A 13,717-nucleotide genomic window follows, 5' to 3' on the forward strand; every position below is an offset into this window, starting at 1 on the left:
AAATTCAACAGCACAGGCGATGCCTGGTTGATGTGGTGATATCACCGATTTAACCGTGTCTTAGAGGGACAATCGATGTCTAAAGAAAAATTTGAACGTTCAAAACCGCACGTCAACGTCGGTACTATCGGCCACGTTGACCACGGTAAAACTACCCTGACTGCAGCTATCACTACCGTTCTGTCTAAAACTTACGGTGGCCAGGCTCGTGCATTCGATCAGATCGATAACGCGCCGGAAGAAAAAGCTCGTGGTATCACCATCAACACCTCTCACGTTGAATATGACACCCCGTCTCGCCACTACGCGCACGTTGACTGCCCGGGCCACGCCGACTATGTGAAAAACATGATCACCGGTGCTGCTCAGATGGACGGCGCTATCCTGGTTGTTGCTGCGACTGACGGCCCGATGCCGCAGACCCGTGAGCACATCCTGCTGGGTCGTCAGGTTGGCGTTCCTTACATCATCGTGTTCCTGAACAAATGCGACATGGTTGATGATGAAGAGCTGCTGGAACTGGTTGAAATGGAAGTGCGTGACCTGCTGTCACAGTATGACTTCCCGGGCGACGACACTCCGATCGTTCGCGGTTCCGCGCTGAAAGCGCTGGAAGGCGAAGCAGAGTGGGAAGAGAAAATCATCGAGCTGGCTGGTCACCTGGATTCTTACATTCCGGAACCTGAGCGTGCGATTGATAAGCCGTTCCTGCTGCCGATCGAAGACGTATTCTCAATCTCTGGCCGTGGTACCGTTGTTACTGGTCGTGTTGAGCGTGGCGTGATCAAAGTTGGTGAAGAAGTTGAAATCGTTGGTATCAAGGATACTGCGAAATCTACCTGTACCGGCGTTGAAATGTTCCGCAAACTGCTGGACGAAGGCCGTGCTGGTGAGAACGTTGGTGTTCTACTGCGTGGTATCAAGCGTGAAGAGATCGAGCGTGGTCAGGTTCTGGCTAAGCCGGGCTCTATCAAGCCGCACACCCAGTTCGAATCAGAAGTTTATATTCTGTCCAAAGACGAAGGCGGCCGTCACACTCCGTTCTTCAAAGGCTACCGTCCTCAGTTCTACTTCCGTACTACTGACGTGACTGGCACCATCGAACTGCCGGAAGGCGTTGAGATGGTAATGCCGGGCGACAACATCAAAATGGTTGTTACCCTGATCCACCCGATCGCGATGGACGACGGTCTGCGTTTCGCAATCCGTGAAGGCGGCCGTACCGTAGGCGCGGGCGTTGTTGCTAAAGTTCTGGGCTAATTGCCGATAACATTTGACGCAACGTACAAGAAGAGGGCATCATTTGATGCCCTTTTTATACGCTGTAACATAGAACCTGGCTCATCAGTGATTTTCCGCTCATAATCATTGCTGAGACAGGCTCTGTAGCACGGCGTGATCGACCGAGTTACGCCTCAACAGCTGCATTCGGTTTGGCTGCCTCGCATGCGCGGGGCAAAATTGTTTCTGATTTATGTGGCAGGTTGGTTTATGAGTGCTAATACCGAAGCTCAAGGAAGCGGGCGCGGCCTGGAAGCGATAAAGTGGGTAGTCGTCGCCATTTTGCTGATCGTAGCAATCGTAGGTAACTTCTATTATCGCGAAGTGACCTTACCGCTGCGCGCATTGGCTGTTGTTGTTCTCATCGCGTTGGCGGGCGGTATCGCACTGTTAACGACGAAGGGTAAAGCAACGCTGGCTTTCGCTCGTGAAGCCAGAACCGAAGTGCGCAAAGTCATTTGGCCTACGCGTCAAGAAACGCTGCATACCACGTTAATCGTTGCCGCGGTTACCGCCGTGATGTCACTGATTTTGTGGGGGCTGGATGGTATTCTGGTCCGTCTGGTATCGTTTATCACTGGCCTGAGGTTCTGAGATGTCTGAAGCTCCAAAAAAGCGCTGGTACGTCGTTCAGGCGTTTTCCGGTTTTGAAGCGCGCGTAGCACAGTCGCTGCGTGAGCATATCAAATTGCACAACATGGAAGAATTGTTTGGCGAAGTCATGGTGCCCACTGAAGAAGTGGTAGAAATCCGTGGCGGCCAGCGTCGTAAAAGCGAGCGCAAATTCTTCCCAGGTTACGTCCTGGTGCAGATGGTTATGAATGACGCGAGCTGGCACCTGGTGCGCAGCGTTCCACGTGTTATGGGTTTCATCGGCGGAACTTCCGATCGCCCGGCACCAATTAGCGATAAAGAAGTTGATGCGATCATGAACCGCCTGCAGCAGGTTGGCGACAAACCCCGTCCGAAGACGCTGTTTGAGCCGGGTGAAATGGTTCGCGTTAACGATGGTCCGTTTGCCGACTTTAACGGCGTGGTGGAAGAGGTTGATTATGAGAAGAGCCGCCTGAAGGTGTCTGTTTCTATTTTCGGCCGTGCCACACCGGTTGAGCTGGATTTCGGCCAGGTCGAAAAAGGCTAAATTGCCCGATCGAAATTTTCGATTATGAGTTGCAAAAGGCGCGAAATTGCCCTACAATTTCGCGCCTTTTGTTTTTATGTGGCTTTAATGCCATGTGAAAGATTAATCACGGGAAGCCTTAAACGGCGTTATACCCAAAAGAGGAAATATCATGGCTAAGAAAGTACAAGCCTACGTCAAGCTGCAGGTTGCAGCTGGTATGGCTAACCCGAGTCCGCCAGTAGGTCCGGCTCTGGGTCAGCAGGGCGTTAACATCATGGAATTCTGTAAAGCGTTTAACGCCAAAACAGAAAGCATTGAAAAAGGTCTGCCGATTCCGGTTGTTATTACCGTTTATTCTGACCGTTCTTTCACCTTCGTTACCAAAACGCCTCCGGCAGCTGTGCTGTTGAAAAAAGCGGCGGGTATCAAGTCTGGTTCTGGCAAGCCGAACAAAGACAAAGTGGGTAAAGTAACCCGTGCTCAGGTACGTGAAATCGCAGAAACCAAAGCTGCGGACATGACTGGTGCTGACGTAGAAGCGATGACTCGCTCTATCGAAGGTACTGCTCGTTCCATGGGCCTGGTAGTGGAGGACTAAGAAATGGCTAAGCTGACCAAGCGCATGCGTGTGATCCGTGACAAAGTTGATGCGACTAAACAGTATGACATCAACGAAGCTGTTGCTCTGCTGAAAGAACTGGCTACCGCTAAATTCGTTGAAAGCGTTGACGTTGCTGTAAACCTCGGCATCGACGCTCGTAAATCCGATCAGAACGTGCGTGGCGCAACTGTACTGCCGCACGGTACCGGTCGCTCTGTACGCGTTGCTGTATTTACCCAAGGCGCAAACGCTGAAGCTGCGAAAGCAGCTGGCGCAGAGCTGGTAGGTATGGAAGATCTGGCTGAGCAGATCAAAAAAGGCGAAATGAACTTTGACGTTGTTATCGCATCTCCGGATGCAATGCGCGTTGTTGGCCAGCTGGGCCAGGTTCTGGGCCCGCGCGGCCTGATGCCGAACCCGAAAGTGGGTACGGTTACGCCGAACGTTGCTGAAGCAGTTAAAAATGCTAAAGCTGGCCAGGTTCGCTACCGCAATGACAAAAACGGCATCATCCATACCACTATCGGTAAGGTTGATTTCGGCGCTGACAAACTGAAAGAAAACCTGGAAGCTCTGCTGGTTGCGCTGAAAAAAGCAAAACCGTCTCAGGCGAAAGGCGTGTACATCAAGAAAGTTAGCCTGTCTACCACCATGGGCGCTGGCGTTGCCATCGACCAGTCTGGTCTGACTGCAGTGGCGAATTAATAATCGCTTTACGCGGGCGAAAGTTTCTACTAGAATCTTACGCCCGTTGTTCTGTTAAAACAGAACGCATGCCTGAAGTTTGATTTTTAGCATCCGTAACGATGCCAAAGAAAAAACAAGGCAACAGATTTTCGGTTGGAGCCTGGCCTTATCCAGGCCTCCGTCCAAGACCGCAGGTGTTTCGAAAGGAACTTAATATTCCTGCGTAGACGGTGACAGAGCCTGAAGAATATTTTTATTTTCTGGATTCTGCTCACCGTGTTTTAGCGCCTGGCTTCCTTCCGGTCGCCAGGTGAAGTGAGTTCCGGTGGAATTTTTCCTCCGGCTAAAATCCAGGAGCAAAAGCTAATGGCATTAAATCTTCAAGACAAACAAGCGATTGTTGCTGAAGTCAGCGAAGTAGCCAAAGGCGCGCTGTCTGCGGTAGTTGCGGATTCTCGTGGCGTTACCGTTGATAAAATGACTGAACTGCGTAAAGCAGGTCGTGAAGCTGGCGTTTACATGCGTGTTGTTCGTAACACCCTGCTGCGCCGCGTCGTAGAAGGTACTCAGTTCGAGTGCCTGAAAGACACGTTTGTTGGTCCGACCCTGATTGCATACTCTATGGAACACCCGGGCGCTGCTGCTCGTCTGTTCAAAGAGTTCGCGAAAGCGAATGCAAAATTTGAGGTCAAAGCTGCAGCCTTTGAAGGTGAGCTGATCCCGGCGGCACAAATTGACCGTCTGGCAACGCTGCCGACCTACGAAGAAGCACTGGCACGTCTGATGTCGACCATGAAAGAAGCCGCTGCAGGCAAACTGGTCCGCACTCTGGCTGCCGTACGCGATGCAAAAGAAGCTGCTTAAGGCCTTCTTTTACTACGCACTTTTACGTACACACTATTTTCTGATTCTTAGGAACAATTGTCATGTCTATCACTAAAGATCAAATTCTGGAAGCAGTAGCCGCTATGTCCGTAATGGAAGTGGTTGAACTGGTTTCCGCTATGGAAGAAAAATTCGGCGTTTCTGCTGCTGCTGCTGTAGCTGTTGCTGCTGGCCCGGCTGAAGCTGTTGAAGAAAAAACTGAGTTCGACGTAGTCCTGAAAGCTGTTGGCGCTAACAAAGTTGCTGTGATCAAAGCAGTACGTGGCGCAACTGGCCTGGGCCTGAAAGAAGCGAAAGATCTGGTTGAGTCTGCACCGGCTGCGCTGAAAGAAGGCATCAGCAAAGACGACGCTGAAGCTCTGAAAAAATCCCTGGAAGAAGCTGGCGCTGAAGTTGAAGTTAAATAAGCCAACCCTCCAGGTTGCAGCCTGACTTTTTAGGCTGATGGCTGGTGACTTTTTGGTCACCAGCCTTTTTGCGCTACAGGGCTTCAATGGGGTTTCGCACTGTTTGTCCATTGAACGTCTTCAATATCTTTTTCTATCGACGCCTTAATATACTGCTTCCCTGCAGGGTTCCCTGCCCATGCAACAGCAATGAAATGATTTAAGAGTGATAGAAAGACGTATTGCGGAAAGTCTCTCGTACTTTCCGGCAAACAAAATAGTGTTGCATGAACTGTCCTTCAGGACGGACAGAGTGGGTCGACTTGTCAGCTAGCTGAGGAACCCTATGGTTTACTCCTATACCGAGAAAAAACGCATTCGTAAGGATTTTGGGAAACGTCCACAGGTTCTGGACATTCCTTATCTCCTTTCTATCCAGCTTGACTCGTTCCAGAAGTTTATCGAGCAAGATCCGGAAGGCCAATACGGTCTGGAAGCTGCATTCCGTTCCGTATTCCCAATCCAGAGCTATAGCGGCAACTCTGAGCTGCAGTATGTCAGCTACCGCTTAGGCGAACCTGTATTTGATGTGAAAGAGTGTCAGATCCGTGGCGTGACATATTCTGCTCCGCTGCGCGTTAAACTGCGCCTGGTGATCTACGAGCGCGAAGCGCCGGAAGGCACCGTTAAAGACATCAAAGAACAAGAAGTTTACATGGGCGAAATTCCGCTCATGACCGAAAACGGTACCTTTGTTATCAACGGTACTGAAAGGGTTATCGTTTCTCAGCTGCATCGTAGTCCTGGCGTATTCTTTGACAGCGATAAGGGTAAAACCCACTCTTCGGGTAAAGTGCTGTATAACGCACGTATCATCCCTTACCGCGGTTCATGGCTTGACTTTGAGTTTGACCCGAAAGACAACCTGTTCGTCCGTATTGACCGTCGTCGTAAGCTGCCGGCCAGTATCATTCTGCGCGCACTGAGCTTCACCACTGAACAGATTCTCGATCTGTTCTTCGAAAAAGTGGTGTTTGAAATCCGTGACAACAAGCTGCAGATGGAACTGGTGCCTGAGCGTCTGCGTGGCGAAACTGCCTCTTTCGATATCGAATCGAACGGCACAGTCTACGTTGAAAAAGGCCGTCGTATTACCGCGCGTCATATTCGTCAGCTGGAAAAAGATAATATCCAGCATATCGAAGTGCCGGTGGAGTACATCGCAGGCAAAGTGGTTGCTAAAGACTACGTTGACGAAAGCACCGGTGAGCTGATCGTATCCGCTAACATGGAGCTGTCGCTGGATCTGCTGGCTAAGCTGAGCCAGGCGGGTCATAAGCGTATCGAAACGCTGTTTACCAACGACCTTGACCACGGTGCCTATATCTCCGAAACGCTGCGCGTTGACCCAACCAACGATCGCCTGAGCGCGCTGGTTGAGATCTATCGCATGATGCGTCCGGGCGAGCCGCCGACGCGTGAAGCTGCGGAAAACCTGTTTGAGAATCTGTTCTTCTCCGAAGATCGTTATGACCTTTCTGCGGTAGGCCGCATGAAGTTCAACCGCTCTCTCGGCCGTGATGAAATCGAAGGCTCTGGTATCCTGAGCAAAGATGACATCATCGAAGTCATGAAGAAGCTCATCGGTATCCGTAACGGTAAAGGCGAAGTGGATGATATCGACCACCTCGGCAACCGTCGTATCCGTTCCGTAGGCGAAATGGCCGAAAACCAGTTCCGTGTAGGTCTGGTGCGCGTTGAGCGTGCGGTGAAAGAGCGTCTCTCTCTGGGCGACCTCGATACCCTGATGCCACAGGATATGATTAACGCTAAGCCGATCTCCGCAGCGGTGAAAGAGTTCTTTGGTTCCAGCCAGCTGTCTCAGTTTATGGACCAGAACAACCCGCTGTCAGAGATTACGCATAAGCGTCGTATCTCTGCCCTGGGCCCAGGCGGCTTGACGCGTGAGCGTGCAGGCTTCGAAGTGCGAGACGTACACCCGACTCACTATGGTCGCGTATGTCCAATCGAAACGCCGGAAGGTCCGAACATCGGTCTGATCAACTCCCTGTCGGTATATGCGCAGACTAACGAATACGGTTTCCTTGAAACGCCGTACCGTCGCGTTATCGATGGCGTGGTCACCGACGAAATTCATTACCTCTCTGCTATCGAAGAGGGTAACTACGTTATCGCTCAGGCGAACACCAACCTCGATGAAGAAGGTCATTTTGTCGATGATCTGGTGACTTGCCGTAGCAAAGGCGAATCGAGCCTGTTCAGCCGCGACCAGGTTGACTACATGGACGTTTCCACCCAGCAGGTGGTTTCTGTCGGTGCGTCCCTGATCCCGTTCCTGGAGCACGATGATGCTAACCGCGCCCTGATGGGTGCGAACATGCAACGTCAGGCGGTTCCGACTCTGCGTGCTGATAAGCCGCTGGTAGGTACCGGTATGGAGCGTGCGGTAGCGGTTGACTCCGGTGTAACCGCCGTAGCGAAACGTGGTGGTACCGTACAGTATGTTGATGCTTCTCGTATCGTTATCAAAGTTAACGAAGAAGAGATGTATCCGGGCGAAGCCGGCATCGACATCTACAACCTGACTAAATATACCCGTTCTAACCAGAACACCTGCATCAACCAGATGCCGTGCGTTTCTCTGGGTGAGCCGGTTGAGCGCGGCGACGTGCTGGCTGATGGTCCGTCCACCGACTTGGGTGAACTGGCGCTGGGTCAGAACATGCGCGTAGCGTTCATGCCGTGGAACGGCTACAACTTCGAAGACTCCATTCTGGTCTCCGAGCGCGTAGTACAGGAAGATCGTTTTACCACGATTCATATCCAGGAACTGGCATGCGTGTCGCGTGACACCAAGCTGGGGCCTGAAGAGATCACCGCTGATATCCCGAACGTGGGTGAAGCTGCGCTCTCCAAGCTGGATGAATCCGGTATCGTTTATATCGGTGCGGAAGTGACCGGCGGCGACATTCTGGTTGGTAAGGTAACGCCGAAAGGTGAAACCCAGCTGACGCCAGAAGAGAAACTGCTGCGTGCGATCTTCGGTGAGAAAGCGTCTGACGTTAAAGACTCTTCTCTGCGGGTACCAAACGGCGTTTCAGGTACCGTTATCGATGTGCAGGTCTTTACCCGCGATGGCGTGGAAAAAGACAAGCGCGCATTGGAAATCGAAGAGATGCAGCTGAAGCAGGCGAAAAAAGACCTGACTGAAGAACTGCAGATCCTCGAAGCCGGCCTGTTTGCCCGTATCCACTCAGTGCTGGTTTCCGGCGGCGTGGAAGCGGAAAAACTGGACAAGCTGCCGCGTGAGCGTTGGCTGGAGCTGGGCCTGACCGACGAGCAGAAACAGAATCAGCTGGAGCAGCTGGCTGAGCAGTACGATGAGCTGAAGCACGAGTTTGAGAAGAAACTTGAAGCGAAGCGCCGCAAAATCACTCAGGGCGATGACCTGGCACCGGGCGTGCTGAAAATCGTTAAAGTGTATCTGGCCGTTAAACGTCAGATCCAGCCTGGTGACAAGATGGCAGGTCGTCACGGGAACAAAGGTGTTATCTCCAAGATCAACCCGATCGAAGATATGCCTTACGATGAGAACGGTACGCCGGTCGATATCGTACTGAACCCGCTGGGCGTACCGTCACGTATGAACATCGGTCAGATTCTGGAAACGCACCTGGGCATGGCTGCCAAAGGCATTGGTGACAAGATCAATGCGATGCTGAAGAAGCAGGAAGAAGTCGCCAAGCTGCGTGAGTTTATCCAGCGTGCTTACGATCTGGGCGCCGACGTACGTCAGCGTGTTGATCTGAACACCTTCTCTGATGATGAAGTGCTGCGCCTGGCTGAGAACCTGAAAAAAGGTATGCCGATCGCAACGCCGGTGTTTGATGGCGCGAAAGAGAGCGAAATCAAAGAGCTGCTGCAGCTTGGCGATCTGCCGACTTCTGGCCAGATCACCCTGTTTGATGGCCGTACTGGCGAGCAGTTCGAGCGTCCGGTTACCGTTGGCTACATGTACATGCTGAAACTCAACCACCTGGTTGATGACAAGATGCACGCACGTTCTACCGGCTCTTATAGCCTGGTTACTCAGCAGCCGCTGGGTGGTAAGGCACAGTTCGGTGGTCAGCGCTTCGGTGAGATGGAAGTGTGGGCGCTGGAAGCATACGGCGCGGCCTACACGCTGCAAGAAATGCTTACCGTTAAGTCTGATGACGTTAACGGTCGTACCAAAATGTATAAAAACATCGTGGACGGCAACCATCAGATGGAACCGGGCATGCCGGAATCCTTCAACGTACTGTTGAAAGAGATCCGCTCGCTGGGTATCAACATCGAGCTGGAAGACGAGTAATTACCGCAAGGTAGCACTCGCAGTCGTACTGGTTACAAGAGAGTCCGGGCTTGCCCGGGCTTTCTTGAGAAGTCTCACTCCGACGGGAGCTAATCCGTGAAAGACTTACTTAAGTTTCTGAAAGCGCAAACTAAAACCGAAGAGTTTGATGCGATCAAAATTGCTCTGGCCTCGCCAGACATGATCCGTTCCTGGTCTTTCGGTGAAGTGAAAAAGCCGGAAACCATTAACTACCGTACCTTCAAGCCAGAGCGTGATGGTCTGTTCTGCGCCCGTATCTTCGGGCCGGTAAAAGACTATGAATGCCTGTGCGGTAAGTACAAGCGCCTGAAACACCGCGGTGTTATCTGTGAGAAGTGCGGCGTTGAAGTGACCCAGACTAAAGTGCGCCGTGAGCGTATGGGCCACATCGAGCTGGCTTCCCCGACTGCGCACATTTGGTTCCTGAAGTCTCTGCCGTCCCGTATCGGTTTGCTGCTGGATATGCCGCTGCGTGATATCGAACGCGTACTGTACTTCGAATCCTATGTGGTGGTTGAAGGCGGTATGACCAACCTCGAGAAGCGTCAGATCCTGACTGAAGAGCAGTATCTGGATGCGCTGGAAGAGTTTGGCGACGAATTCGATGCGAAGATGGGCGCGGAAGCGATCCAGGCGCTGCTGAAGAATATGGATCTGGAGCAGGAATGCGAGCAGCTGCGCGAAGAGCTGAACGAAACCAACTCCGAGACCAAACGTAAAAAGCTGACCAAGCGTATCAAACTGCTGGAAGCGTTCGTGCAGTCTGGCAACAAGCCGGAGTGGATGATCCTGACCGTGCTGCCGGTTCTGCCGCCGGATCTGCGTCCGCTGGTTCCGCTGGACGGCGGTCGTTTTGCGACTTCTGACCTGAACGATCTTTATCGTCGCGTCATTAACCGTAACAACCGTTTGAAACGTCTGCTGGATCTGGCTGCGCCAGATATCATCGTACGTAACGAAAAACGTATGCTGCAGGAAGCGGTAGATGCGCTGCTGGATAACGGCCGTCGTGGTCGCGCCATCACTGGCTCCAACAAGCGTCCGCTGAAGTCGCTGGCTGACATGATCAAAGGTAAGCAGGGTCGTTTCCGTCAGAACCTGCTGGGTAAACGCGTCGACTACTCTGGTCGTTCCGTTATTACCGTAGGTCCTTACCTGCGTCTGCATCAGTGCGGCCTGCCGAAGAAAATGGCGCTGGAACTGTTCAAACCGTTCATCTACGGCAAGCTGGAGCTGCGTGGTCTTGCTACCACCATCAAAGCCGCCAAGAAAATGGTTGAGCGTGAAGAAGCGGTGGTTTGGGATATCCTGGATGAAGTTATCCGTGAGCACCCGGTTCTGCTGAACCGTGCGCCAACGCTGCACCGTCTGGGTATTCAGGCTTTTGAACCGGTTCTGATCGAAGGTAAAGCTATCCAGCTGCACCCGCTGGTTTGTGCGGCCTATAACGCCGACTTCGATGGTGACCAGATGGCTGTTCACGTACCGCTGACGCTGGAAGCCCAGCTGGAAGCGCGTGCGCTGATGATGTCGACCAACAACATTCTGTCTCCGGCGAACGGCGAACCGATCATCGTTCCGTCTCAGGACGTTGTACTGGGTCTGTACTACATGACCCGCGACAAAGTGAACGCCAAAGGCGAAGGCATGGTGCTGACTGGCCCGAAAGAAGCTGAGCGTGTTTATCGCGCTGGCCTGGCCGAGCTGCATGCGCGCGTTAAAGTGCGTATCACTGAATACGAAAAAAATGAGCAGGGCGATTTCATCCCGAAAACCAGCATTATCGATACCACTATCGGTCGTGCGATTCTGTGGATGATCGTACCGCAAGGTCTGCCGTACTCCATCGTCAACCAGGCGCTGGGTAAAAAGGCGATCTCCAAAATGCTGAACACCTGTTACCGCATTCTGGGCCTGAAGCCGACCGTTATCTTTGCTGACCAGACCATGTACACCGGTTTTGCCTACGCAGCCCGTTCAGGCGCTTCCGTTGGTATCGATGATATGGTTATTCCAGCGAAGAAAGTGGAAATCATCACCGAAGCGGAAGCGGAAGTGGCTGAGATTCAGGAACAGTTCCAGTCTGGTCTGGTAACAGCTGGCGAGCGCTATAACAAGGTTATCGATATCTGGGCCGCGGCAAACGAACGTGTTGCTAAGGCGATGATGGAAAACCTCTCTACCGAAACGGTTATTAACCGTGACGGCGAAGAGGAAAAACAGGTTTCCTTTAACAGCATCTTTATGATGGCCGACTCTGGTGCGCGTGGTTCCGCCGCTCAGATTCGTCAGCTGGCTGGTATGCGTGGTCTGATGGCGAAGCCGGATGGCTCCATCATCGAAACGCCGATCACCGCGAACTTCCGTGAAGGTCTGAACGTACTCCAGTACTTCATCTCCACGCACGGTGCGCGTAAAGGTCTGGCGGATACCGCACTGAAAACGGCAAACTCCGGTTATCTGACCCGTCGTCTGGTTGACGTGGCGCAGGACCTGGTAGTAACCGAAGATGACTGTGGTACGCATGAAGGCATCATGATGACGCCGGTTATCGAAGGTGGCGACGTTAAAGAGCCGCTGCGTGAGCGCGTTCTTGGCCGTGTAACGGCAGAAGACGTACTGAAGCCGGGCACCGCTGACATTCTGGTATCACGTAACACGCTGCTTGATGAGCACTGGTGTGACGTACTGGAGCAGAACTCTGTCGACAGCGTTAAAGTTCGCTCTGTTGTTGCCTGTGAAACCGACTTCGGTGTGTGTGCACACTGCTACGGTCGTGACCTGGCGCGTGGCCACATCATCAACAACGGTGAGGCTATCGGCGTTATCGCGGCACAGTCAATCGGTGAGCCGGGTACACAGCTGACGATGCGTACCTTCCACATCGGTGGTGCGGCATCGCGTGCGGCTGCTGAATCCAGCATCCAGGTGAAGAACAAAGGTACTATCAAGCTGACCAACGCCAAGTCGGTTACCAACTCCGCTGGCAAGCTGGTTATTACCTCCCGTAACGTTGAACTGAAAATGATCGACGAATTCGGGCGCACCAAAGAAAGCTATAAAGTGCCTTACGGTGCGACCATGGCGAAAGGTGACGGTGAGCAGGTCAATGCCGGTGAAACGGTAGCGAACTGGGATCCACACACCATGCCGGTTATCACTGAAGTGAGCGGTTTCATCCGTTTCACCGACATGATCGACGGCCAGACCATTACCCGTCAAACTGACGAGCTGACCGGTCTGTCTTCGCTGGTGGTACTGGATACCGCAGAACGTACCACAGGTGGTAAAGATCTGCGTCCGGCACTGAAAATCGTTGATGCTAACGGTAACGATGTACTGATCCCGGGCACTGATATGCCGGCACAGTACTTCCTGCCGGGCAAAGCGATTGTTCAGCTGGAAGATGGTGTGAAGATCAGCTCTGGTGATACGCTGGCGCGTGTGCCGCAGGAATCTGGCGGTACTAAAGATATTACCGGTGGTCTGCCGCGCGTTGCTGACCTGTTTGAAGCGCGTCGTCCGAAAGAACCTGCGATTCTGGCTGAAATCAGCGGTATCGTCTCCTTCGGTAAAGAGACCAAAGGCAAGCGTCGTCTGGTGATCACGCCGATCGACGGTAGCGATCACTACGAAGAGATGATCCCGAAATGGCGTCAGCTCAACGTGTTTGAAGGTGAGCGCGTAGAACGTGGTGACGTTATCTCCGATGGTCCGGAATCACCGCATGACATTCTGCGTCTGCGTGGCGTTCAGGCTGTGACCCGTTATATCGTTAACGAAGTGCAGGACGTATACCGTCTGCAGGGCGTTAAGATTAACGATAAACACATCGAAGTTATCGTGCGTCAGATGCTGCGTAAAGCAACCATCGCTAACGCGGGCAGCTCCGAGTTCCTGGAAGGCGAGCAGGTAGAATACTCACGCGTGAAGATTGCCAACCGCGATCTGGAAACCAACGGCAAAGTGGGCGCAACTTACGCTCGCGATCTGTTGGGTATTACCAAAGCGTCACTGGCAACCGAATCGTTCATCTCTGCAGCATCGTTCCAGGAAACCACACGTGTCCTGACCGAAGCCGCAGTAGCAGGCAAGCGTGATGAACTGCGCGGCCTGAAAGAGAACGTGATCGTGGGTCGTCTGATCCCGGCTGGTACCGGTTACGCGTACCATCAGGATCGTATGCGTCGCCGCCAGTCTGGCGAGCCGACCGTGGCGCCTCAGGTGAGCGCGGAAGAAGCAACGGCCAGCCTGGCCGAGCTGCTGAACGCCGGTCTCGGTGGCAGCGACGACGAGTAATCGTCAGACGTAGCGCCATTAGAGCCATAAATAAAAAACCCTGCTTCGGCAGGGTTTTT

Annotated in this window: 9 protein-coding genes; all 9 read left to right on the forward strand. The window is 52.8% G+C overall.

Going from position 1 to position 13,717, the window contains the following annotated elements:
• The first annotated feature begins 75 nt into the window (after window positions 1-75).
• The 9 genes from tuf (at window position 76) to rpoC (ending at window position 13,658) form a co-directional block, all read left to right on the forward strand.
• The gene (gene tuf, locus B1H58_RS08860) at window positions 76-1,260 is read left to right on the forward strand and encodes an elongation factor Tu (protein ID WP_085069541.1); all 1,185 of its coding nucleotides are present in this window, start codon (window positions 76-78) and stop codon (window positions 1,258-1,260) included.
• A gap of 231 nt (window positions 1,261-1,491) precedes the next feature.
• Window positions 1,492-1,875 (forward strand): preprotein translocase subunit SecE, encoded by a 384-nt coding sequence (secE, locus tag B1H58_RS08865; protein ID WP_085072266.1) that lies wholly within the window; start codon window positions 1,492-1,494, stop codon window positions 1,873-1,875.
• Between the two features lies 1 nt (window position 1,876).
• Window positions 1,877-2,422, forward strand: a complete 546-nt coding sequence (gene nusG, locus B1H58_RS08870; protein WP_085069543.1) for a transcription termination/antitermination protein NusG — start codon at window positions 1,877-1,879, stop codon at window positions 2,420-2,422.
• Window positions 2,423-2,573: 151 nt separating this feature from the next.
• Window positions 2,574-3,002 carry a 50S ribosomal protein L11 gene (gene rplK / locus B1H58_RS08875; protein ID WP_085069544.1) on the forward strand — a complete coding sequence of 143 codons (429 nt, stop codon included), beginning with the start codon at window positions 2,574-2,576 and terminating at the stop codon, window positions 3,000-3,002.
• Window positions 3,003-3,005: 3 nt separating this feature from the next.
• Window positions 3,006-3,710, forward strand: a complete 705-nt coding sequence (gene rplA, locus B1H58_RS08880) for a 50S ribosomal protein L1 (protein ID WP_085069545.1) — start codon at window positions 3,006-3,008, stop codon at window positions 3,708-3,710.
• A 348-nt stretch (window positions 3,711-4,058) separates the two neighbouring features.
• Window positions 4,059-4,556, forward strand: coding sequence for a 50S ribosomal protein L10 (gene rplJ / locus B1H58_RS08885; protein ID WP_012772934.1), 498 nt, complete (start codon window positions 4,059-4,061; stop codon window positions 4,554-4,556).
• Between the two features lie 62 nt (window positions 4,557-4,618).
• The gene (gene rplL / locus B1H58_RS08890) at window positions 4,619-4,984 is read left to right on the forward strand and encodes a 50S ribosomal protein L7/L12 (RefSeq protein WP_038629792.1); all 366 of its coding nucleotides are present in this window, start codon (window positions 4,619-4,621) and stop codon (window positions 4,982-4,984) included.
• Between the two features lie 325 nt (window positions 4,985-5,309).
• Window positions 5,310-9,338 carry a DNA-directed RNA polymerase subunit beta gene (rpoB, locus tag B1H58_RS08895; protein ID WP_085069547.1) on the forward strand — a complete coding sequence of 1,343 codons (4,029 nt, stop codon included), beginning with the start codon at window positions 5,310-5,312 and terminating at the stop codon, window positions 9,336-9,338.
• 96 nt (window positions 9,339-9,434) lie between these two features.
• On the forward strand, window positions 9,435-13,658 hold the full coding sequence (gene rpoC, locus B1H58_RS08900; RefSeq protein ID WP_085069549.1) for a DNA-directed RNA polymerase subunit beta': 4,224 nt from the start codon (window positions 9,435-9,437) through the stop codon (window positions 13,656-13,658).
• Window positions 13,659-13,717: the final 59 nt, after the last annotated feature.

Source organism: Pantoea alhagi (genome assembly GCF_002101395.1).
Classification (GTDB): Bacteria; Pseudomonadota; Gammaproteobacteria; order Enterobacterales; family Enterobacteriaceae; genus Mixta; species Mixta alhagi.

What these genes read in the sequence shown, in the direction of transcription:
- nusG (WP_085069543.1), top strand. Translation starts at nt 1,877, where the DNA reads ATGTCTGAAGCTCCAAAAAAGCGCTGGTACGTCGTTCAGGCGTTTTCC.
- rplK (WP_085069544.1), top strand. Translation starts at nt 2,574, where the DNA reads ATGGCTAAGAAAGTACAAGCCTACGTCAAGCTGCAGGTTGCAGCTGGT.
- rplA (WP_085069545.1), top strand. Translation starts at nt 3,006, where the DNA reads ATGGCTAAGCTGACCAAGCGCATGCGTGTGATCCGTGACAAAGTTGAT.
- tuf (WP_085069541.1), top strand. Translation starts at nt 76, where the DNA reads ATGTCTAAAGAAAAATTTGAACGTTCAAAACCGCACGTCAACGTCGGT.
- rplL (WP_038629792.1), top strand. Translation starts at nt 4,619, where the DNA reads ATGTCTATCACTAAAGATCAAATTCTGGAAGCAGTAGCCGCTATGTCC.
- rplJ (WP_012772934.1), top strand. Translation starts at nt 4,059, where the DNA reads ATGGCATTAAATCTTCAAGACAAACAAGCGATTGTTGCTGAAGTCAGC.
- secE (WP_085072266.1), top strand. Translation starts at nt 1,492, where the DNA reads ATGAGTGCTAATACCGAAGCTCAAGGAAGCGGGCGCGGCCTGGAAGCG.
- rpoB (WP_085069547.1), top strand. Translation starts at nt 5,310, where the DNA reads ATGGTTTACTCCTATACCGAGAAAAAACGCATTCGTAAGGATTTTGGG.